The 19,124-nt window shown below is 64.5% G+C and carries 18 protein-coding genes; 5 read left to right on the top strand and 13 right to left on the bottom strand.

Going from position 1 to position 19,124, the window contains the following annotated elements; all coding sequences use genetic code 11:
* Positions 1-311 precede the first annotated feature (311 nt).
* A complete protein-coding gene (locus E2I15_RS33075) occupies positions 312-1,076 on the top strand; it encodes a DUF4167 domain-containing protein (protein ID WP_137482837.1) in 765 nt (254 codons plus the stop codon).
* 69 nt (positions 1,077-1,145) lie between these two features.
* Here the strand turns inward: E2I15_RS33075 and E2I15_RS33070 are convergent, their stop codons facing one another.
* Positions 1,146-1,898 carry a class I SAM-dependent methyltransferase gene (locus tag E2I15_RS33070; protein ID WP_137482838.1) on the bottom strand — a complete coding sequence of 251 codons (753 nt, stop codon included), beginning with the start codon at positions 1,896-1,898 and terminating at the stop codon, positions 1,146-1,148.
* A gap of 179 nt (positions 1,899-2,077) precedes the next feature.
* On the opposite strand from E2I15_RS33070, the gene gloB reads away from it, so the two are divergent.
* Positions 2,078-2,845, top strand: coding sequence for a hydroxyacylglutathione hydrolase (gene gloB, locus E2I15_RS33065; RefSeq protein WP_137482839.1), 768 nt, complete (start codon positions 2,078-2,080; stop codon positions 2,843-2,845).
* Positions 2,842-3,276 (top strand): cupin domain-containing protein, encoded by a 435-nt coding sequence (locus E2I15_RS33060; RefSeq protein WP_137482840.1) that lies wholly within the window; start codon positions 2,842-2,844, stop codon positions 3,274-3,276. The genes gloB and E2I15_RS33060 overlap by 4 nt, the downstream gene beginning before the upstream one ends.
* Before the next feature lie 185 nt (positions 3,277-3,461).
* Here the strand turns inward: E2I15_RS33060 and yddG are convergent, their stop codons facing one another.
* The 3 genes from yddG to E2I15_RS33045 all read right to left on the bottom strand — a co-directional run bounded on the left by yddG (position 3,462) and on the right by E2I15_RS33045 (position 6,709).
* Entirely contained in the window at positions 3,462-4,334 is an 873-nt protein-coding gene (yddG, locus tag E2I15_RS33055) for an aromatic amino acid exporter YddG (RefSeq protein ID WP_137482841.1), read from the bottom strand.
* A gap of 200 nt (positions 4,335-4,534) precedes the next feature.
* The gene (phbB, locus tag E2I15_RS33050) at positions 4,535-5,260 is read right to left on the bottom strand and encodes an acetoacetyl-CoA reductase (RefSeq protein ID WP_016841131.1); all 726 of its coding nucleotides are present in this window, start codon (positions 5,258-5,260) and stop codon (positions 4,535-4,537) included.
* Between the two features lie 270 nt (positions 5,261-5,530).
* A complete protein-coding gene (locus tag E2I15_RS33045) occupies positions 5,531-6,709 on the bottom strand; it encodes an acetyl-CoA C-acetyltransferase (protein ID WP_137482842.1) in 1,179 nt (392 codons plus the stop codon).
* Between the two features lie 313 nt (positions 6,710-7,022).
* On the opposite strand from E2I15_RS33045, the gene phaR reads away from it, so the two are divergent.
* The gene (gene phaR, locus E2I15_RS33040; protein ID WP_137482843.1) at positions 7,023-7,613 is read left to right on the top strand and encodes a polyhydroxyalkanoate synthesis repressor PhaR; all 591 of its coding nucleotides are present in this window, start codon (positions 7,023-7,025) and stop codon (positions 7,611-7,613) included.
* Between the two features lie 142 nt (positions 7,614-7,755).
* On the opposite strand, the gene E2I15_RS33035 is transcribed toward phaR, so the two are convergent.
* The 6 genes from E2I15_RS33035 to E2I15_RS33010 form a co-directional block, all read right to left on the bottom strand.
* Positions 7,756-8,142, bottom strand: a complete 387-nt coding sequence (locus E2I15_RS33035; protein ID WP_137482844.1) for a RidA family protein — start codon at positions 8,140-8,142, stop codon at positions 7,756-7,758.
* Positions 8,143-8,251: 109 nt separating this feature from the next.
* Positions 8,252-10,588, bottom strand: a complete 2,337-nt coding sequence (locus tag E2I15_RS33030; protein WP_137482845.1) for an acetamidase/formamidase family protein — start codon at positions 10,586-10,588, stop codon at positions 8,252-8,254.
* A gap of 82 nt (positions 10,589-10,670) precedes the next feature.
* Complete coding sequence (locus tag E2I15_RS33025) at positions 10,671-11,912, bottom strand: acetamidase/formamidase family protein (protein WP_137482846.1); 1,242 nt, start codon at positions 11,910-11,912, stop codon at positions 10,671-10,673.
* Positions 11,913-11,952: 40 nt separating this feature from the next.
* Complete coding sequence (locus E2I15_RS33020; RefSeq protein WP_137482847.1) at positions 11,953-13,563, bottom strand: amino acid ABC transporter permease/ATP-binding protein; 1,611 nt, start codon at positions 13,561-13,563, stop codon at positions 11,953-11,955.
* A gap of 30 nt (positions 13,564-13,593) precedes the next feature.
* The gene (locus E2I15_RS33015) at positions 13,594-14,451 is read right to left on the bottom strand and encodes an ABC transporter substrate-binding protein (RefSeq protein WP_246668352.1); all 858 of its coding nucleotides are present in this window, start codon (positions 14,449-14,451) and stop codon (positions 13,594-13,596) included.
* 445 nt (positions 14,452-14,896) lie between these two features.
* Positions 14,897-16,588 carry a bifunctional diguanylate cyclase/phosphodiesterase gene (locus E2I15_RS33010; RefSeq protein ID WP_137482849.1) on the bottom strand — a complete coding sequence of 564 codons (1,692 nt, stop codon included), beginning with the start codon at positions 16,586-16,588 and terminating at the stop codon, positions 14,897-14,899.
* 219 nt (positions 16,589-16,807) lie between these two features.
* Between E2I15_RS33010 and E2I15_RS33005 the strand changes: the two genes are divergently transcribed.
* Entirely contained in the window at positions 16,808-17,092 is a 285-nt protein-coding gene (locus tag E2I15_RS33005) for a hypothetical protein (RefSeq protein ID WP_137482850.1), read from the top strand.
* A 67-nt stretch (positions 17,093-17,159) separates the two neighbouring features.
* Here the strand turns inward: E2I15_RS33005 and E2I15_RS33000 are convergent, their stop codons facing one another.
* From E2I15_RS33000 to mtgA, 3 genes are all read right to left on the bottom strand, one after another.
* Complete coding sequence (locus tag E2I15_RS33000; RefSeq protein ID WP_137482851.1) at positions 17,160-17,792, bottom strand: hypothetical protein; 633 nt, start codon at positions 17,790-17,792, stop codon at positions 17,160-17,162.
* Between the two features lie 143 nt (positions 17,793-17,935).
* Positions 17,936-18,121, bottom strand: coding sequence for a 50S ribosomal protein L32 (gene rpmF / locus E2I15_RS32995; RefSeq protein ID WP_021077536.1), 186 nt, complete (start codon positions 18,119-18,121; stop codon positions 17,936-17,938).
* Positions 18,122-18,281: 160 nt separating this feature from the next.
* The gene (mtgA, locus tag E2I15_RS32990; protein ID WP_137482852.1) at positions 18,282-18,953 is read right to left on the bottom strand and encodes a monofunctional biosynthetic peptidoglycan transglycosylase; all 672 of its coding nucleotides are present in this window, start codon (positions 18,951-18,953) and stop codon (positions 18,282-18,284) included.
* Positions 18,954-19,124 lie beyond the last annotated feature (171 nt).

Raw genomic sequence — 19,124 nt, 5'->3', positions numbered from 1 at the left:
CGACCGCCAAGCGAACGAAAGCCTGTTATTGCGCTTGAAGACTTACGCACGAGAACTGAGCCTGTCTCAACGGGCGGAATGATTTGGTCGCTGGCGCGATTGCCGGCGGTTGGGGAACGCGTCTTTGCTGCACGCGACTTTGCTGAACGAGATGGTCGGCGACATCGAAACCACTTCGAACGGTATTGCGATTCCGTGTGCCTAGGCGCGCGCCGAATCGAACTCTGGGAATCGGACTTCTGAGAAATCGGACTGCTGAGAAATCGGACTGTGGACTGCAATAACTTCAGGGCTGGAATAAAAGGCGACAGATGAGAAACGGTCAGAACAACAAGCGGATGCGCAACCGGAATAATAACAACAACAATAACAACAACAATAACCGGCGCGGCCAGAATCCCCTGACACGGGTGTACGAATCGAACGGACCCGACATCAAGATCCGCGGCACGGCCTCGCACGTGGCCGAGAAATACGTTCAGCTTGCGCGCGATGCGCGCTCCTCCGGCGATCCGGTGGCAGCTGAGAACTACTACCAGCATGCTGAGCACTACTACCGGATCATCGCGGCCGCGCAGGAGCAGTTCCGGCAGAATCAGCAGCCGCCGCGCCCCGACGCCGAGGTCACCCCGACCGAAGACGACGACAGCGACGGCTATTCGAGCTTCGGCCAGGAGCCGGGCTTCGTGCCGCAGCAGCAGCAACCCTTCATGCGCGACAACGGCCAGCAGCCGTACCAGCGCGATCAGCAGCAGCCGCGCGAGCATCGTGAGCGTGACCAGCAGCCGCGTGAGCACCGCGAGCGCGAGCATCGTCCGCAGCCGCAATATCAGCCGCAACCGCAGAACCAGCCGCAGCCCGCGATGGCCGATGCCGGCGTCGATCGCCTGCCCTCGTTCATCACCGGCGGCACGCAGCCGCAGGTCAACGGCGCCTATGAAGGCAATAATGGCGGCGCAGAACGTGGCGAACGGAGCGAGCGGTTTCCGCGCCGCCGCCGCCGTCCGCACGGCCCGCGCCCCGACATGGCGGCGCAGCCCGCGCCGAGCGACGACTTCAATCCGGGCAACGAGTAACGCACATATGCAGGCGCCCACCCTCCCCCTCCAGGGGAGGGTGGCTAGTCCGTTCCCGGCCGCATGGTTTTACGACTCCGAGTGACTGGATTTGCGCGTCGCCGTCGAGGACGGCACCAGCACCGGACGCAATGACGGGATCAGCTGCGTGCGCTCGCGGCGCGCGGGGATCGCGCGATAGACCTGCTTGGTCGCCTCCACGATATGCACGCCGGCGAACGGCATCGACAGCGCCGCGCCGACCCGCTCCCACGCCATCGCCGAGCGCAGGAACCAGCTGCCCTGCACCGGCGGCATGAACAACGCCTCGCCCCACGACGACGGCGTGAACCAGGTCTGCCGTAACAGCTGCGTGATCTGCGCCCGCGAATAGGGCCGGCCATGGCCGAACGGCGTGGCATCGGTGCGCGTCCAGACGCCGCGGCGGTTCGGGATGATCGCGATCAGCCGCCCCGACGGTGACAGCACCCGCCATACCTCGCGCAGCAGCCGCTCCGGATCATCGGACATTTCCAGCGCGTGTACCAGCAGCACGCGGTCGACCGCGGCATCCGGCAGCGGCATCGAGAATTCGTCGATCAGGGTGGCCAGCGCCGGCCGGCCGGTGGGCCATTTCAGCACGCCCTGGGCCGCCGGCATGAAGGCAATGCAGCGTTCGCAGGACTCACGGAACAGGCCGAGATAGGGGGTCGGATAGCCGAGGCCGAGCACGCGCTGGCCTTCCGCGTTCGGCCACCGCGCGCGGATACCCCGGTTGATCAGCTGCCGCGCCACGATGCCGAGGCGCTGCGAATAGAAGTCGCGCAGGTCGATGACGTCCATGGTGTTTAGCCTAACACGCCGCCTGCTGCCCGGGTGCGCCGAAAATTGCATTGCCGCCGGAGCGTTAACGCCATATTTCACCCCTATATTGGGCGCGTTAAGAGCATGATCCGGGAAAGTCGATACCGGTCTTTACATCATGCTCTGAAATGTCCGTCCCGTTTGTTCGTGGAGATATCATGACCGCCGAAATTCGCACCTTCAGCTGCCTCACCGACAATTTCGGGTATTTGATCCACGATCCCGCGACCAAGGCGACCGCGTCGATCGACGCGCCGGAGGCCAGCCCGATCATCAAGGCGCTGGAGCGCGAAGGCTGGACGCTGACCGATATCCTGATCACCCATCACCATGGCGACCATGTCGGCGGCGTCGCCGAGCTGAAGCAGAAATATGGCTGCCGCGTCGTCGCCCCGCACGAGCAGTCGGCCAAGATCGCCAATGTCGATCTGCGCGCCGCCAATGCCGATGTCATCAAGGTCGGCAGCCTGCTCGCACGCGTCGTCGAGACGCCCGGCCATACGCTCGACCATATCTCCTATGTGTTCGATGGCGAGAAGGCGGTGTTCGCCGCCGACACGCTGTTCTCGATCGGCTGCGGCCGGGTGTTCGAAGGCACCTACCCCATGATGTGGGATTCGCTTTTGAAGCTGCGCTCGCTGCCGGACGATTTCCGCCTGTATTGCGGTCATGAATATACCGCGGCGAATGTGAAGTTCGCGCTCACCATCGAGCCCGACAATCCGGCCCTGCAGGCGCGCGCCGAGGAAGTGACGAAACTGCGTGCCGAGAACAAGCCGACGATCCCCGTGCTGCTCGGCGACGAGAAGAAGGCCAACGTGTTCCTGCGCGCCGACGACCCGGCGGTGGCGGCAAAGCTGCACATGAAGGGCGCCGACCCGGCGTTGGTGTTCGGCGAGCTCCGCGAGCGCAAGAACAAGTCGTGACGGCAAACCTCTCGGCGGCCGATATCATCGCACAGCTAGCGCTAAAGCCGCATCCCGAAGGCGGACACTATCGCGAGACGTTTCGCGACGCGCGCTGCGACTCCAATGGCCGCGCGCATTCGACCGCGATCTATTTCCTGCTGGCGCGCGGCGAGCGCTCGCATTGGCACCGTATCGACGCCGTGGAGATGTGGCACTATTACGCCGGCGCGCCGCTGACATTGCGGATCGCGCAGGACGGTGCCCCACATGCGATCACACTCGGGCCGGATGTGGCGCGCGGCGAGCAGCCACAGGCGATCGTGCCGGCGGGCGCCTGGCAGGCCGCGGAGAGCAGCGGCGACTGGACGCTGGTCGGCTGCACCGTCGCGCCGGGATTCGAGTTCGCGAAGTTCGAGCTGGCGCCGAAAGGCTGGGAGCCGACTTCGTAAGACTTTTTTTCCGTCATCCCCGCGCAAGGCCACGCCTTGTCGCCGGAGGTGCGAGCCTAGCGGCGCAATTGCGCCGCTGGGCGAGTCTCGAAGAGTGCACGGCCACAGAAGGGCCGTCGACCCTTCGAGACGGCCGCGTTGCGGCCTCCTCAGGGTGACGGTAAACGGGCTCTGCGCTACCGATCCTACGTTCTCTTTCGCAACACCATGTCCTTTGCCGCGATCAGCCCGCCGCCGGCGATCAGGATCGCGGCGATCGCGATGTTGGCGCTGGGCTTGGCGAAGCCCGCGAGGATGAGGAACGCGGTCGAGAGCAACGGCGCGGCGTAGGACGCGGCGCCGAGCACGCGGATGTCGCCGCGCTTCATGCCGATGTCCCAGGCGAAGAACGCAGCCCCCACCGGACCGATGCCGAGCGCGATGACGGCCAGCCATTGCAGCGGCGTCGCGGGCCACACCGTCGTCTCCACCATCATGTGCACCAGCGCGGCGAGCACGGCGGTCGCGAGGCAGAAGCCGGCCACCGCATCGGTCGGCACCGCCTTGAGCCGGCGCGACATCACCGAATAGGAGGCCCAGACGAACGCCGCGACGAAGGCGGCCGCGAAGCCTGGAATCTGCTCTTTTGTGAAGGAGCCGGTGTTACCGGCGAACAGCAGCACGGTGCCGGCGAGGCCAAGCAGCGCGCCGACGATGTGATGCACCGCAAGCCGCTCGCCCGGCAGCAGCGAGGAGAACAGCACGATCAACAGCGGCCAGAGATAATTGAGCAGGCCGGCCTCGGCCGGCGGGGCGAAGCGCAGCGCCAGGAAATACAGCGCGTGATAGCCGAACAGCCCGCCGACGCCGACGACCCAGGCGACAAGCGGTTGCTTCAACGCGCCGAAGGCTGATGGACGCAACAGGAAGCTCGCAAACGCAACCGCGGCGCCGATCGCAAACGTCATGGCGGCGAGCTGGAACGCCGGGACAGCCCCGGTCGCGACCGTCATGACCGACAGCAGCGACCACATCAGGATGGCGGTCAGTCCGACGAGGGTGGCAGTTCGGGTCGTCATCTCAATTCAATCCGTCGTGGCCGGCATGACCGTCTGAAGGATGACCGTCTGAAGGATGGTCGTCTGAAGCCGCTTGCCGATGTCCGGCCGGCCGCGTCTTCCTTCGCGTGTGGTGCGTTGTAAAGACGAAAATGCCCGGCGCAAGGCCGGGCATTCGCTGGTCGATTATGCGCGCCTGCGACGCGACGACGCTTCGCGCGTCAGGCGTGATACTGGCCGCCGTTCACCGTCAGCGTCGAGCCGGTGATGAAGCCGGCATCGTCGGCGGCGAGGAAGACCACGGCCCGCGCGATCTCTTCGGGTTCGCCGAGCCGGGCGACCGGAATCTGCGGGATCACGTTCTTCTCGAGTACGTCCTTCGGCACCGCCTGCACCATCTCGGTGTTGATATAGCCGGGGCAGATCACGTTCACGGTAATGCCGCCCTTGGCATTCTCCAGCGCCAGCGCCTTGGTGAAGCCGATGTCGCCGGCCTTGGCCGCCGAGTAGTTGACCTGGCCGAACTGACCCTTCTGGCCGTTGATGGAGGAGATCGAGATGACGCGGCCGAACTTGCGGGCGCGCATGCCCTCGATCACCTGGCGCGTCATGTTGAACAGCGAGCCGAGGTTGGTGTTGATCACGGCATTCCACTGCTCGACCGTCATCTTGTGAAATGCGGTATCCTTGGTGATGCCGGCATTGTTGACGAGCACGTCGACCGGGCCGAGATCGGCCTCGACCTGCTTGACGCCGGCCGCGCAGGCGTCGAACGACGCGACGTCCCACTTGTAGACCGGAATCCCGCTCTCCGCCTTGAACTTCTCAGCCGCGGCGTCATTGCCGGCGTAGCTCGCCGCCACCTTGTAGCCCGCCGCTTTCAGCGCCTTGCTGATCGCAGCTCCAATACCGCGCGTTCCGCCCGTCACCAATGCAACACGTGCCATGTCCGTTTCCTCCTTGGCCGTCTTTTATAACCGGATAACTCCGGCCTACGCACTCACTGAACAAAGCGCGACGAAGATCAGGCTGAATCGTCATCGCGCCTTGGCTCCCTTCTTTTGAGCATGATCCTTTCGGAAAACCACTTCACACTTTTCCGGATCATGCCCTCGAAACAAAAATGCCCGGCGCAAAGCCGGGCATCTTATTTATCAGCTCGCTTCGCGGTTGACAGATGATCTTTTCATCACCTAACCGGCCTCGCTGCCTTTTGTTCAGTCGCGTGCAACGCACATAGCGATGCCCATGCCGCCGCCGATGCACAGCGTCGCGAGGCCCTTCTTGGCATCGCGCTTCTGCATCTCGTGCAGCAGCGTCACCAGCACGCGCGCACCAGACGCGCCGACCGGATGGCCGATCGCGATCGCGCCGCCATTGACGTTGACCTTGGCCGGATCCCAGCCGAGGTCCTTGTTCACCGCGCAGGCCTGCGCCGCGAACGCCTCGTTGGCCTCGATCAGATCGAGGTCGGCGATGTTCCAGCCGGCCTTCTTCAGCGCGGCGCGCGAGGCGGGGATCGGGCCGGTGCCCATGATCTTGGGGTCGACGCCGGCCTGGCCCCACGAGACGATGCGGGCCAGCACCTTCTTGCCCTGCTTGGCGGCCTCCTTGGCGGTCATCAGCACGACGGCGGCGGCGCCGTCATTGATGCCCGAGGCGTTGCCCGCGGTCACGGTACCGTCCTTCTCGAAGGCCGCGCGGAGCTTGGCCATCGCGTCGAGCGTGGCGCCGTGGCGCGGATACTCGTCGCTGTCGACCACGATATCGCCCTTGCGGGACTTGATGGTGACCGGGACGATCTCGTCCTTGAACTTGCCGGCCTTCTGCGCCGCCTCGGCCTTGTTCTGCGAACCGACCGCGAACTCGTCCTGCTGCGACCGGGTGATCTGGTACTGCTTGGCGACGTTCTCGGCGGTGTTGCCCATGTGGTAGCCGTTGAAGGCATCCCAGAGCCCGTCCTTGATCATGGTGTCGATCAGCTCGAGGCCGCCCATCTTGACGCCGCCGCGCAGATATTGGGCGTGCGGGGCCATGCTCATGGATTCCTGGCCGCCGGCGACGACGATCGAGGAATCGCCGTTGAGCAGCGCCTGGTAGCCGAGCGCCACCGTGCGCAGGCCGGAGCCGCAAAGCTGGTTGACGCCCCAGGCCGGGCTTTCCACCGGGATGCCGGCCGCGATCGAGGCCTGGCGGGCCGGGTTCTGGCCCTGCGCGGCGGTGAGGATCTGGCCCATGATGACTTCGGAGACCTGACCGCCCTCAACGCCGGCGCGCTCCAGCGCGGCCTTGATGGCGATCGCTCCGAGGTCGTGGGCCGGCGTGGTGGCGAAGGCGCCGTTGAAGCTGCCGACGGGGGTGCGGGCGGCGCTGACGATGACGACATCGTCTGACATGGACATCTCCTATGGGTTGTAGCTGGGTTTCTCGACGGCGGGCGGCCGGTTTGGCAGGCCTGTCTCTTAATGACTATCCTGTAAATCTCATTGAGGCATGTCAATCGGACTGTCGCGCAAATCGCGCCGCGGCGCACTCAAAATGACGCCCTTGGCACTTTCCTGAGCAAATCCTATGCTTTGGAATTAACCGCACAGCACAAAACTGTAGCCGAACCGCTTTGAAAATGCTTACCTTTGCTGCGATGCGTTGCATTTTGCCCTGCGGCGATGCCGTAGGGTTCCAGGTTCTTCGGTGTTGAAGTGAGAGCCCATGGCAAAATCTGAACAACCGACCACGATCAAGAAGTACGCGAACCGGCGGCTCTATAATACCGGGACGAGCACCTACGTGACGCTCGAGGATCTCGCGGCGATGGTGAAGGAAGGCGAGGATTTCCTCGTCTATGACGCCAAGACCGGCGACGACATTACCCGCTCCGTGCTCGCGCAGATCATCTTCGAGCAGGAAAACAAGGCCGGGCAGAACCTGCTGCCAACCACTTTCCTGCGCCAGCTGATCCGGTTCTACGGCGACAGCATGCAGATGGTGGTGCCGAAATATCTCGAACAGTCGATCGAGACGCTGACCAAGGAACAGGAAAAATTCCGCAAGCAGATTGCGGGCGCCTTGAGCGGCACGCCGTTTGAGCCGCTGCAGGAGCAGGTCCGCCGCAACATGGAGCTGTTCCAGCAGACCTTCTCGATGTTCAAGCCGTTCGTGCCGCAACGCGGTGGCGGCGAGGCCGAGAAGGTGCCGGAGCCGACGCCCGATGACGGCAACATCGACGACCTTCGCCGCCAGATGAAGGACATGCAGGAACGCCTCGAGCGCATGTCGCAGCCGACGAAGAAGGACGAGTAGGTCTCGTTCAGGTCCGGTTCACAGTTCCCGATGGCAGCCGGCCCGACCTCCGGCCGCCATCGCGTGCCAAAATCCTGACGACGGCGGCTCTCGCCGACGTCGGGCGGTCGCCGCCTGATCGAACATGCTCTTGCGGACGCGTCTATGCAGGCCGGCGGCAGACGAGATCGATTTCGATCAACGCATCATAGGCGAGACCAGTGACGCCGACGCAGGTGCGCGCCGGCAGGCGGTCGGGCGGGAAATAGCTGCGATAGGTCTCGTTCATCGCCGCATAATCGTCCTTGAAGCGCGTCAGATAGATGCGCGACATCACGATATGCTCGAGGCCGAGATCGAGGCCCGCAAGCACCACGCGCAGGTTCTCCATCACCGCGCGGGTCTGCGCCACGATGCCCTCGGGCAATACGCCGGGTGCGGCCGGCGTATCCGGCATCTGGCCGGTGACGAAGACGAAGCCGTCGGTCTCGACCGCATGACTGAACGGCGCGACCGGCTTTGGGCCGCCGGATATCATGTGAAACTGCAACGACGTCTCCTCGCCTGATCCCATGTCTCTGTTTGGGCATGATCTCCGCGCAAACGCGTTCCGGGTTTGTCGCGAGGGAAAACCGGTTTCCGCTTTTCCGGATCATGCTCTAGTTTTGCGGCGCGTGATCGAAGACGCGCTTGCTGATGATGGCGTGGACGCCCCAATTGCCGTCCACCACCTGCGTCACGCCGAAATCCACCGCAACCGACATCAGCGCGATCGCCTCGTCCTCGGTGAGGCCTTTGATGTTCATCAGGAAGCGACGCATCTTGCGGAACGCATCCTTCATCGCGAGATCGAGCGACGATGTGGCATAGACCTCGCTCTGCCCCTTGGCGCCGAATTCGGCGAGATAATTGGGATGACTGAAGCCCATCAGCACCCAGTCGCCTTCAGTCTCGATCAGTGGATAGGTCAGATCGGCGAACGGCTGATTGGTCAGCTCGTTCTTCTTGTGCAGGATGACCTGGAATGTGCCGGTCATCGAACATTCGATGGCGGTGCCGCCGAGTTCGCCATCGCCCTGTGCAGCATGGGGATCACCGACCGACAGCAGCGCGCCCGGCACCGACACCGGCAGATAGACCGCCGAGCCCTTGCCGAGCCGCCAGTTGTCAAGATTGCCGCCGAAATATGCGGGCGGGACGGAATCGACAAGTTCGGCCTCGCGCGGCGCGAGCGCGATGACTCCGAAATGCGGCCGCAGCGGAATGCGGATGCCATCGAGCACGTCGTGGCGGCGCCGCACCGATGACGGCGGGATCGGAATGCCCGGATAGTCATAAGTCTTATGCAGCGTCCCGAACGGATCAGTCTGCGGCTCCCAGCGATAGGAATACAGCGCACGTGCATGCGGCGCGTCATCGTCGTTGACGATCTCGTAGATGGTGACCGCCTCATGGGCGTTCTGCTCGGCGAGGAACTCGGCGTAGTGATAGCCCCACCAGGCCGCGACGCTGCTGCCGAACACGCGCCCCTCGAAGTCCGGATTGCGGCTCGTGCGCGGCACGATGTCGAGGATGCGGATTTCCAGTACGTCGCCCGGCTCCGCGTCCTTCACAGCCACCGGCCCGGTGCAAATGTGCACGCCGAATCCCTCGCCGGCGCCGCGGCCATAGATCGAGGCATCGAGTGGGCCGGCGCCACGGCGATCGACGTTCTTCCGGTCGCGCGTCCAGTGGAACACACTCTCGGCGCCTGGATCACCCGTGATCATGCGCTCGGGATCGTCGGAAGCGTGCTGGGTCAGCGTCTCAATGGTGATGGTGTCGCCGGAGCCGATCTCGACCTGCGGTGGCAACGAATGGCTGAAATAGCCCCAATGCACGCGCGAGGCATCCGCGGCGAGATGATGATGGCGCGGCGCGGCCGCGATCTCCACCTCATGCGCGTTGAAGGGCGCAGCCGTCTTGCGCACCAAGGCTGCGTGCCGGCTGCACAGTTGCGCCAACGCTTGTTGAGGCCAGCCACGTTGCACCGCGGCTGCGGATGCGGTCTGCCGCTCCGCTTCATGCTGGCGGAATTCGCGCGGCGATAGACCAAAGCGCTGGCGAAAGGCACGGCTGAAATGTGCAGAGTCGTTGAAACCGACGCGGAAGGCGATCTCGGAAATCGAGTGATGCGCCTCGGCGGGATTCGACAGATCGGCCCAGGTGCGCTGCAGCCTGCGTTCGCGCAGGTAGTGCGTGAAACTGGTGCCGGCGCCCTCGAACAGTCTTTGCAGATAGCGTTCGGAAATGCCCTCGGCGCTGGCGATTTTCGCCGGCGTCAGATCGGGGTCATCGAGGCTGCGTTCGACGGTCTGGCACAGGCGATGCAGCGTCGCTGCCTTGGAGGCGCTGCCGCCGCCGAGATCGTTTGCTGTCTCGCTCTGCCGACGCATGAAGGTCGGCAGCAGATCGGCAAGACTGCGCGCGAGCGCGGTCCATTCGACATCGGACAGCGCGTCGAGATCGCGCGCGGCAAGTTCCATCATCTGCGCGAATACGCTGTCAAAGCCACTGGGCTGGAGCACGCGCACCTCGCCGCCTTGCGACGTGGCGCGGTGGCGATGGGCCGGCTCGGAAGTCACCGACAGCACCACCGCGCGCATCTCGCGCTGGAACGACACGCTCCAGTCCCCGGCGCGCGGCAGCATCAGAAGATGCCGCGCCGCGACGATTTGATAACCGGCCGCCGTCTTCAGCGCCACCCCGTCTTCGAGCGGCAGCAGCACCAGCGGATGATCGGCCACAACATCATTGCGCGGCGACACCGATTGTGGCCCTGCCGATAGCCTGGCCAGCGTCACGCCCTGAAAGTTGCGCCGCACCGCGATGGCATGGCCGGCATGGGTGCTCGTGGCGACCGTCGGCTGCAAGCCGACCGACGCCAGGACGTCCCGCCACGCCTCGGGGCGGTCGCCTTCGGGGTAGGATTCACTCGTGAACGGGCGCAGCCTCATGCATCGACCTTTATGGCCGAAGCGAAGCAATCTCCGTGCCATCCCGAAGGATGACACGTCCCGCCCTGTAGCCCAGGCGTGATCAGTCACACCGGAACACGTTCTTGCGGATGGTCCCATGCACGCCCCAATTGGCATCGACCACCTGCGTCACGCCGAAATCCGCCCCCGCCGACATCAGCGAGATCGCCTCGTCCTCGCTGAGTTTGTGCACCGTCATCAGGAAGCGACGCATCTTGCGGAAGGCGTCGCGCATTGCGCGGTCGAGGCTGGAATGATTGGCGATTTCAAGCTGCGCATTAGCGCCGAGCTCGGCGAGATAGTTCGGATAGGTGAAGCCGTAGACCGACCAGGCGTCGGGGGTTTCCAGCATCGGATGCGTCAGGCCTTCGAGCTGTGTGCCACCGAGATCGCGATGCTTGTGCAGGATGAACTCGAAATCGCCGGTGAGCGAGGTCTCGATCGCCGTGCCGCCGAGCTCGCTGTCGCCCTGCGCGGCATGGGGATCGCCGACCGAGAAGAACGCACCGGGCACCGCGACCGGATAGAACATCTTGGCACCCTTGCCGACGCGCCAGTCGTCAATATTGCCGCCGGTATAGCTCGGCGGGATCGAGGAGACGAAATCCTGCTCCGATGGCGCGAGGCCCATGGTTCCGAAATGCAGCCGAGCGGGCACACGAACATTGCTCAGAATATTCTCGCGCTTGACGATGGTGGCGTGATCAACGCGCACGCCGGGATAGTCGATGGTCCGATGCACGATGCCATCGGGATCGGTCTGCGGCGTCCAGACATAATTGTAGACCGCCTTTGCGAAGGGTTCGCCCAACGTGTCGAGCTCGAAGATCGTCACCACCTCGCGTGGCTTCGGCTCTTGGATCAAGTCGTGATAGTGAAAGCCCCAATTGGCCGCGACATTGGAGCCGAAGCATTTGCCGGCATGGCAGGCCTTGCAGGCCGGTCTTGGACGCACGTCGAGAATGCGCACCTCCAGCACATCGCCTGGCTCGGCGCCTTCGATCGCCACTGGGCCGGTGAGCAGATGCACCCCGACGCCTTCGCCGGAGCCGCGGATGAACGGGCCTTCGGTAGGCCCCGAGCCGCGCCGCGCCACCGCTTTGTGCTCGCGCGTCCATCTGAATACGCTCTCGGCGCCCGGATCGCCCTCGATCATGCGCTCGTAATCGTCATTGGCGTGATGTGTCAGCGTCTCGATGGTGGCGCGGTCGCCGGACTTCAGCGTCAGCGCCGGCGCCACGACCTTGCTGAAATAGCCCCAATGCACAGTCTTGGCGGATACCGGCAGCAGATGATGTTTCACGCAGAGGCCCTCACGCGGATGGAAACGGAACGGTTTCTAGTCATGCAACCTCGGCCTCCATGGCATTGAGGAAACGCTGCGCGACCGGATTGCGCGGATTGCTCAGCACCTCGTTGGCCGGGCCCTCCTCGATGATCGCGCCGCCCGCGAGCAGCACCACGCGATCGGCGACTTCACTGGCGAAGCGCAGTTGATGGGTTGAAATGATCATGGTGAGGCCGTCCTCCACCGCGAGGCGACGGATCACTTCGAGGACCTCATTGACGAGTTCGGGGTCGAGCGCGGAAGTCGGTTCATCCAGCAACAGCACGCTGGGATTCGGCGCGATCGCACGGGCGATGGCGACGCGCTGCTGCTGGCCACCGGAGAGATGCCGCGGCAGTGCATCGGCGCGGTGGCTGAGGCCAACGCGCGCGAGCAGCTCGGTCGCCCGGCGATCCGCATCGGGGCGCGACACGCCATGCACCCAGCGCAGCGGCCCGGCGATATTCTCCTTCGCGGTGAGGTGGCCGAACAGGTTGAACTGCTGGAACACCATGCCGACACCGACCTCGGCACGCGCCTGCGCCAGCAGTCGTGGCGGCAGCGCCTTGCCGCGATCGCTGAATCCGAGCCGGCGACCGCCGACCTTGATGCTGCCGTCGTTCCAGAGTTCGAGATTGTTGATACAGCGGAGCAGCGTGCTCTTGCCGGAGCCGGACGGCCCGAGCAGCGCGATCACCTCGCCGATCCGCACCGTGAGATCGACGCCGGCGAGCACCACCTGCTTGTCATAGCTCTTGCGCAGCGCGACGACATCGACGGCGACATTGTTCCGGCTCAGGATCTCGTTGCGTTTGGCGCGGTCGGCACGCTCGGACAGCGCACGCGGCGGCGGCAATTCGGCGACACCGGCATCGGGCAATATCTCGGGCGGCGCATCCTCGGCCGCGGTCAGCGGATCATCGAGCCCTTGCGCGCGATACCACGGCATCATCCGCATCAGCCTGATCTGCTTCGACGTGCGGTCGAGATCGAACAGCCATTCGAGGAACAGCTGGATGCCGGCGATCGCCGCAGTGAGGATCAGATAGATCAGGCCGGAGGCGAAGAAGATCGAGAAGAAATCGAAAGTTGCCGACGCCATCTGGGTCGAGCGCAACGTCAGTTCCTGCACGGCGATCACCGAGGCCAGCGACGAATTCTTCAATGCGCTGACGGTCTCGTTGCCGAAAGCGGGGATCATCGAGCGAATCGCCTGCGGCGCGATGATCCGGCGCATCAGGACGCCGGGCGTCATCCCGAGCGCCTGCCCGGCCAGCACCTGGCCGCGATCGACGCCGAGCACGCCGGAGCGCAGCATCTCGGCGATGAACGGCGCTTCGTTGCAGGCCAGCGCGAGGCCGGCGGCGAGAATGGCGGGGAGCTTGATGCCGATCTGCGGCAGGGCGTTGTACGCGAACACCATCTGCAGGATCAGCGGCGTGCCACGAAAGATAACCGTGTAGACCCGGGCGAGGGACGCCAGCAGTTTGAAGCGGCTGAGCTGCATCCAGGCCAGGATCACACCGAGGGCGAGGCCGCCGAGTAGACCGAGGGCGGTGACCTGCAAGGTCGCCTGAATGCCCTCGATCATATACGGCATGGTCAGATAGTGGAGGAACAGCTCCATCGAGCATGTCGTCCTTTGTCAGTGCTGGCCTTACTTGACCGTCAGCAGACCAGGCTCGATCAGGTTCTCCGGATCGAGATTCCACTTCTTCAGCAACGCGAGCTGGTCGCCCGATTTGTAGATCTCGGTCAGCGCCGCCTTCACGGCATCGCGGAACGCCGGCTTGTCCTTGGGCACGCCGATGCCGACCTTGTACGGGATCGTCACCGCGATAGCTTTTTCGAGCTTGTCCGGATAGGCCTTCACCGCATTGTCGACGGTGTTGACGTCGTTGACATAGGTGTCGGCGCGTCCGGCCAGGATCGCCTGAATGCAGTTGGCGTTGTTGTCGTAGAGCTGAATGGTCGGCTCGGGCTTGCCCTCTTTCTTGCACTCCGGCACGAGCGCCTGGATCAACGGGACTTCGACGTAGCCGGTGTTCTCGGCCGCTGCCGCGCCGCACATCGAGGTATTGATGCCGGAGATTTTCTTCGGATTTCCCTTGGCGACCAATACGCCGTCGAACACCTTCGAATAGGTGATGAAGTCGGCCGCCTTGGCACGCTCTTCCGTGGCGTAGATGTCGGAGATCACGATGTCGGCCTGACCACTGGACAGCGTGGTCAGGAGTGCGGCAAAGGTCACCGCCTTGTAGGTCAGCTTGAAGCCGAGGCATTCACCAATCTGCTCGCCGAGATCGATATCGAAGCCGACATATTTGCTCGGATCCTTCGGATCGATCGACTCGTAGCCTGGCGTATGCGGATTGATGGCGTTGACGAGGGTCTTGCCCTTCCAGTCCGGATATTTTGCCTGCAGCTCCGCACAGGCGGCCGGCGCAGCCGCCCTGGCGCTGGTCGGGGCACCGACGCCCACAAGCAGCAGCGCCCACAGCGCCGCGATATGCATGAGTTTGTACGTGCGCGGAAAAGATAACGTGCCCATTCGATCCTCTTTCGACGTTGTCATGGCGCATGCCACGGTCCAAACCGCGAAGAAGTAAAGGGCGGTCACCGCTGGAAAACTTGTCTGGGGACGTACAATAAATTGGATGAACTCGTGCCAAACCTTGGGCACGACACGCTCATATTTTGAGCAACCTCTGTCGGGAGCGACGCGGTCCATTCTCGATACGACGACCGGTCGCCGCTCGCCATGGCCGTCTGGAGCGCGGCTGTCAGCCGATGAAGGAGGCGTAAGACTTCGCGGCGCTATTCATCCAACGTCGCCCCGGCGAAACTGGGCCCAAAACCACGAATGTCGGTTGTTTGAACGAGGCGTCTGCCAGATCGCTTCATCGAGAAGCCGCGGCGTATGGGTTCCGGCCTTCGCCGGCGCAGTCTAACGAGCTGGCTCAGCCCGTGGCGGGGACAACCGGCTCCGCCGGCACATTCCACGGGCGGTCCGGGGAGGCGAGGCCGATCAGGCGGCCCTGGATGAAGTCGCAGCCCCATTCGCGCAGCATCACGGCGGCTTCCTCGTCCTGCACCCATTCGGCGACCGTCCTGATCTCGAGGCGGCGCGCCAGATCGATCAGCGTTTGCACGAAGGCGCGGTCGTCGGCCGAACGTACGATGTTCTGCACGAAGGCGCCGTCAATTTTGACAATATCGACGCCGAGCTTGCGCAAATTGCGGAACGAAGTGTAGCCGGCGCCGAAATCGTCGATCGCGATCCGGCTGCCGAAGTTCTTCAGGCGCGTGACAAAGCCACGCACGTCGTCGATATCCTGGATCGCGACCGTCTCGGTGATCTCGACGATCAACCGCTCGCCGACGCCGGGATGCGCGCGCATCAAGGATTCGATGGTGGCCCACCAGTCCGGATCCATCGTGGTGTCGGGCGAGATGTTGAGGCTGAGCTGTACGCCGGGGGCGGCGGCGAGCTCGGCGATGGCGAGCTCCAGCACGCGGTGATCGACCAGCCGGATCAGGCCGAGCCGCTCGGCGACCGGCACGATATCGGGCGCGAGCAGCGCGCGGCCGTCGTCCTGCTCCATGCGGACCAGGCACTCGTAGAACGCGGGCTGCCGCAGGCGCGCATCGACCACGGGCTCGAAGCCGATCACGATGCGGCGCTCGTTCAGCGCGGTGACGATCTCGTCGGTGACGCGGATGTTGACGCGGCGCTGGGCGTCGCGCTCGACATTGGGCTTCCACAGCGCGAACGATCCGGCGCGGCGGCTCTTGGCGGCGTCCAGCGTCTCCTGGGCGCGATTGACCGCCTCCTCCGCCGACCTCGCATGGCGCGGAAGGGTGACGGCGCCGATCGAGACCGTGACCGACACCGGGCCGGACTTGGTCGGCACCACCTCGTCGCGCACCGCGGCCAGGAAGCGCTCGGCCGCGACATTGGTATCGTCGACGGTGCAATTGCGCAGGATCAGGCCGAACTTGTTGCCGGAGAAGCGCCCGAGCATGTCGCCGCTGCGCAGCCGCGCACGAATCCGCTTCGCGACCTCGGCGATGACGGCGTCGGCGACATCGAAGCCGAAGGCATCGTTGACGCGCGCCAGATGATCGATGCCGATCAGCATGAAGGCGCAGGAGGAGCGGAAGCGCGCGCACTCCTCCATCGTCTCGGCGAGCGAGGCGATCAGATGGGTGCGGTTGAGCTCGTTGGTCAGCGGATCGTGCCGCGACAGCTTGAGCAGCTGCTCGTCGCGGGCGTGCCGTTCATTGTTGATGCGGACGACGCCCTGCACGCGCGCCGGCCTGCCGTCGGCGCCGGCAAACCAGCAGCCGGTCTCCTCGATCCAGATCACCGGCGCCGAGGTAACGGCCCGCACGCCATATTCGATCCGGTAGGGAACGCCCTTTCCGCTGCGCACCGGCGCCGGCGCACCGAGCGCATCGGATCGCACCGAGCGCGACGGCTCGATCAGCCTTGCGAGCTCGGCGCCGCTCGCAAGCGCCGCGACCGGGATATCCGGGAAGACCGCCGCCACATTGTCGCTCCAGGCAATCGCATCGCTCGCCAGGTCCCAGGCGAATGTCGCTTGGCCGAGCGAGGCGAGGATGCTGGCAGCTGGCGGGACAGGGAGCATCGAACATGTCTCGATTTGGGACGGCGCCCGGTGATTCTACACGCTCTCAAGATAGTGGTTCCGGCGAATCCAACGCTAGGTGAAGTTGATAAATAATCTGGAAACCACGTTTTCGACTGGCCGGGAACGAACTGGGGACGGCGGGCATGACCTTTGCCACGAGGGTGTTGCGGAGGGACGCAACGTCCCAAACTATGACGCTCCAACGGGTCGCAGACGATGCCGGATATCGATCGATCGGAAATCCTCGACGGTGAGTTCACCGGCGATCCTGCGGCGGCCGGCACGGCGCTGGTGCCGCTGGCCGCGACCACCCATTGGGCGCCCAAGATCCCGCTGCCGCATGCCGATCCGTCATTTGTGGCTCATCTGATCGCAACCGCCGCACACGAACCGCAGACGCGCGGGCAGCGGCGTGGGTCATTGGCCGACGCGCAGAGCGCCTACGGCCCGCATGTCGACGAGCGCCGCAGCGTGGCGCGGCGGACCCGACAGATCATCTAGATCTTTTTTGACGCGTTTTCTTCACGCGAACCGGTACCCACTTCGCTTGAAAACGCTCTAGAAAATATCAGCGCTGCGGCGCGTCCGACGGCGGATGGCCGCCCGGCTGCAAATCCGGTGAAGCGACCGTCGGCTTCGGCGCGGACTGATCGAGCAGCACGGATTCCGCAACCGACGTCGCTGGCGGAACGGGCGCAGCTGGCGGCGGAGCAGCGGGCGCCGGCGCGGCGACGGGCGCGGGCTCGGAACGCTGCGCGGGCGCCTCTGCCGGCGCGGGCTGCGGCGCTTCGGGCTGCGCCCTGCCGACGCTCGGTGCCGCAGGCACGACCACCGCACGGCGGCGGGTCCGCAGCGCAATTCCGGAGATGAAATCGACCAGCGCCAGCAGCGTGAGCAGGCCATAGGTCGAGTTGCCGAATTTCGGCCAGAGCACGAACTCGGCGGCGGCGGCGCCGAACACGATCAGCGACAGCAGATGATCGGTGAGATATTTCGCGCCGGGGCGCGCACCCTTGATGACCTCGAGCAGCAACAGCAGCACGGCGGCGGCGAGCAGCATGTCGCTGAGCGTGATCTGCCACTGCTCGCCCGACAGCAATGTCAGCCTGATCAGCGGGTCCGTGAAGGACACGCCGGGCATCAGGAAGGCGATGATGTTGTAGACCGCGAGCGGAACGAGCAGCAGCGGAAAACCGACCATCGGGGCTTGCGCCTTATTCAGGGAGAACCAGCAATGCGGCGATGCTCATTGGCCTCACCGCAGACGCGCCCGTGTTGACCGCACTCGTTGGCCGAATTCGGGCGCCGCGCCGCATGGCTGCGGCGCGCAGGCCGAATGTCCGATCAGGACTCTTTCTTGGCCTTCAGGACCTGGCGGCCCTTGTACATGCCGGTCTTCAGGTCGAGGTGGTGCGGACGGCGCAGTTCGCCGGAGTCCTTGTCCTCGACATAGGTCGGGGTCTTGATCGCATCGGCCGAACGGCGCATGCCACGGCGCGACGGCGAGGTTTTTCTTCTGGGAACGGCCATGACGGTGTCCTCTAGGGGTGTTGCGGAGGCATCGTCCGAAATGGGGACGAGCGCACAGCGCTTCAAAGCGCCAGCTGCGATGCCGGTAAGGCCGCGCTTATAGAGGAAGGCACTGCGTAAAGCTAGGGCCGGAGACAGCAAAAAGCGTCCGAAATCGGCCTCAGGAGCCGCGATTTTCGCGCCAGCAGCGCGTTACGGAGTTGGCCCGGACCATATAGGTGGCGGACAGCCTGCGGACCCCCGGGCCGGGGTTGCGGGCGCTTCTTTTGACCGGATTCGGCAGGATCGCCGCCAAAAGCGCGGCCTCGCGGGGTGACAGCCCCGCGGCGGACCGGCCAAAGGCATATTGGGCGCCGGCTTCGGCGCCGAACTGGCCGGACGGGCCCATTTCCGCGATATTGAGGTAGATTTCCAGGATCCGCTGCTTGGGCAGCACGAGATCGATCCAGAGCGCCAGCGGCAGTTCCAGCCCCTTGCGGATCACGCTGCGGCCGGACCACAGGAACAGGTTCTTGGCGACCTGCTGGGTGATGGTCGAACCGCCACGGGCCACCTCGCCATCCTCGGCGTCGTCGAGCACCTCGCGCAGCGCGCCCCAATCGACGCCCCGATGCTTGCAGAAATGGGCGTCCTCCGAGCCGACCACGGACCGCACCAGATAGGGCGATATCGCGCCGAAATCGATCCAATGCCGCGTGACCGGAGCCCCGCGCAGGCTCCGCCAGGCCATCAGCGCCGAAACCGGATGGCCGGCGCGGTAGAACGGCGTCACCAGATACGGCAGCAACAGCAGGGCCAGCAAAAGCAGCAACAAAATTCGGACGATGCGCAAAACAGGGTTTCCGGGGAGGACCATTCCAGGAAGGATTTGCGACCCGCCCGCCAGAACACGGCCGGCGCCGTCGACGTCTGCGGGATAATTCACGGTTTTTCCAGCACTTTTAAGGCGCATTCCGTCGCAGGGCGGGAATTGACGAAGCCGATGCCATCAACGATTGTCCGG

It is taken from the genome of Bradyrhizobium sp. BR2003 (assembly GCF_009720285.1).
Taxonomy (GTDB): Bacteria; Pseudomonadota; Alphaproteobacteria; order Rhizobiales; family Xanthobacteraceae; genus Bradyrhizobium; species Bradyrhizobium elkanii.
The sequence above is the reverse complement of the archived record's forward strand: the minus strand, read 5'-3'. Positions and strand labels throughout refer to the sequence as shown.

Coding starts and splice junctions, on each gene's coding strand:
- E2I15_RS33075 (WP_137482837.1), top strand. CDS start 312: ATGAGAAACGGTCAGAACAACAAGCGGATGCGCAACCGGAATAATAAC.
- E2I15_RS33045 (WP_137482842.1), bottom strand. CDS start 6,709: ATGTCAGACGATGTCGTCATCGTCAGCGCCGCCCGCACCCCCGTCGGC.
- phaR (WP_137482843.1), top strand. CDS start 7,023: ATGGCAAAATCTGAACAACCGACCACGATCAAGAAGTACGCGAACCGG.
- E2I15_RS33020 (WP_137482847.1), bottom strand. CDS start 13,563: ATGGAGCTGTTCCTCCACTATCTGACCATGCCGTATATGATCGAGGGC.
- E2I15_RS33030 (WP_137482845.1), bottom strand. CDS start 10,588: ATGAGGCTGCGCCCGTTCACGAGTGAATCCTACCCCGAAGGCGACCGC.
- E2I15_RS33010 (WP_137482849.1), bottom strand. CDS start 16,588: ATGCTCCCTGTCCCGCCAGCTGCCAGCATCCTCGCCTCGCTCGGCCAA.
- E2I15_RS33070 (WP_137482838.1), bottom strand. CDS start 1,898: ATGGACGTCATCGACCTGCGCGACTTCTATTCGCAGCGCCTCGGCATC.
- E2I15_RS33015 (WP_246668352.1), bottom strand. CDS start 14,451: ATGCATATCGCGGCGCTGTGGGCGCTGCTGCTTGTGGGCGTCGGTGCC.
- E2I15_RS33005 (WP_137482850.1), top strand. CDS start 16,808: ATGCCGGATATCGATCGATCGGAAATCCTCGACGGTGAGTTCACCGGC.
- gloB (WP_137482839.1), top strand. CDS start 2,078: ATGACCGCCGAAATTCGCACCTTCAGCTGCCTCACCGACAATTTCGGG.
- yddG (WP_137482841.1), bottom strand. CDS start 4,334: ATGACGACCCGAACTGCCACCCTCGTCGGACTGACCGCCATCCTGATG.
- phbB (WP_016841131.1), bottom strand. CDS start 5,260: ATGGCACGTGTTGCATTGGTGACGGGCGGAACGCGCGGTATTGGAGCT.
- rpmF (WP_021077536.1), bottom strand. CDS start 18,121: ATGGCCGTTCCCAGAAGAAAAACCTCGCCGTCGCGCCGTGGCATGCGC.
- E2I15_RS33000 (WP_137482851.1), bottom strand. CDS start 17,792: ATGGTCGGTTTTCCGCTGCTGCTCGTTCCGCTCGCGGTCTACAACATC.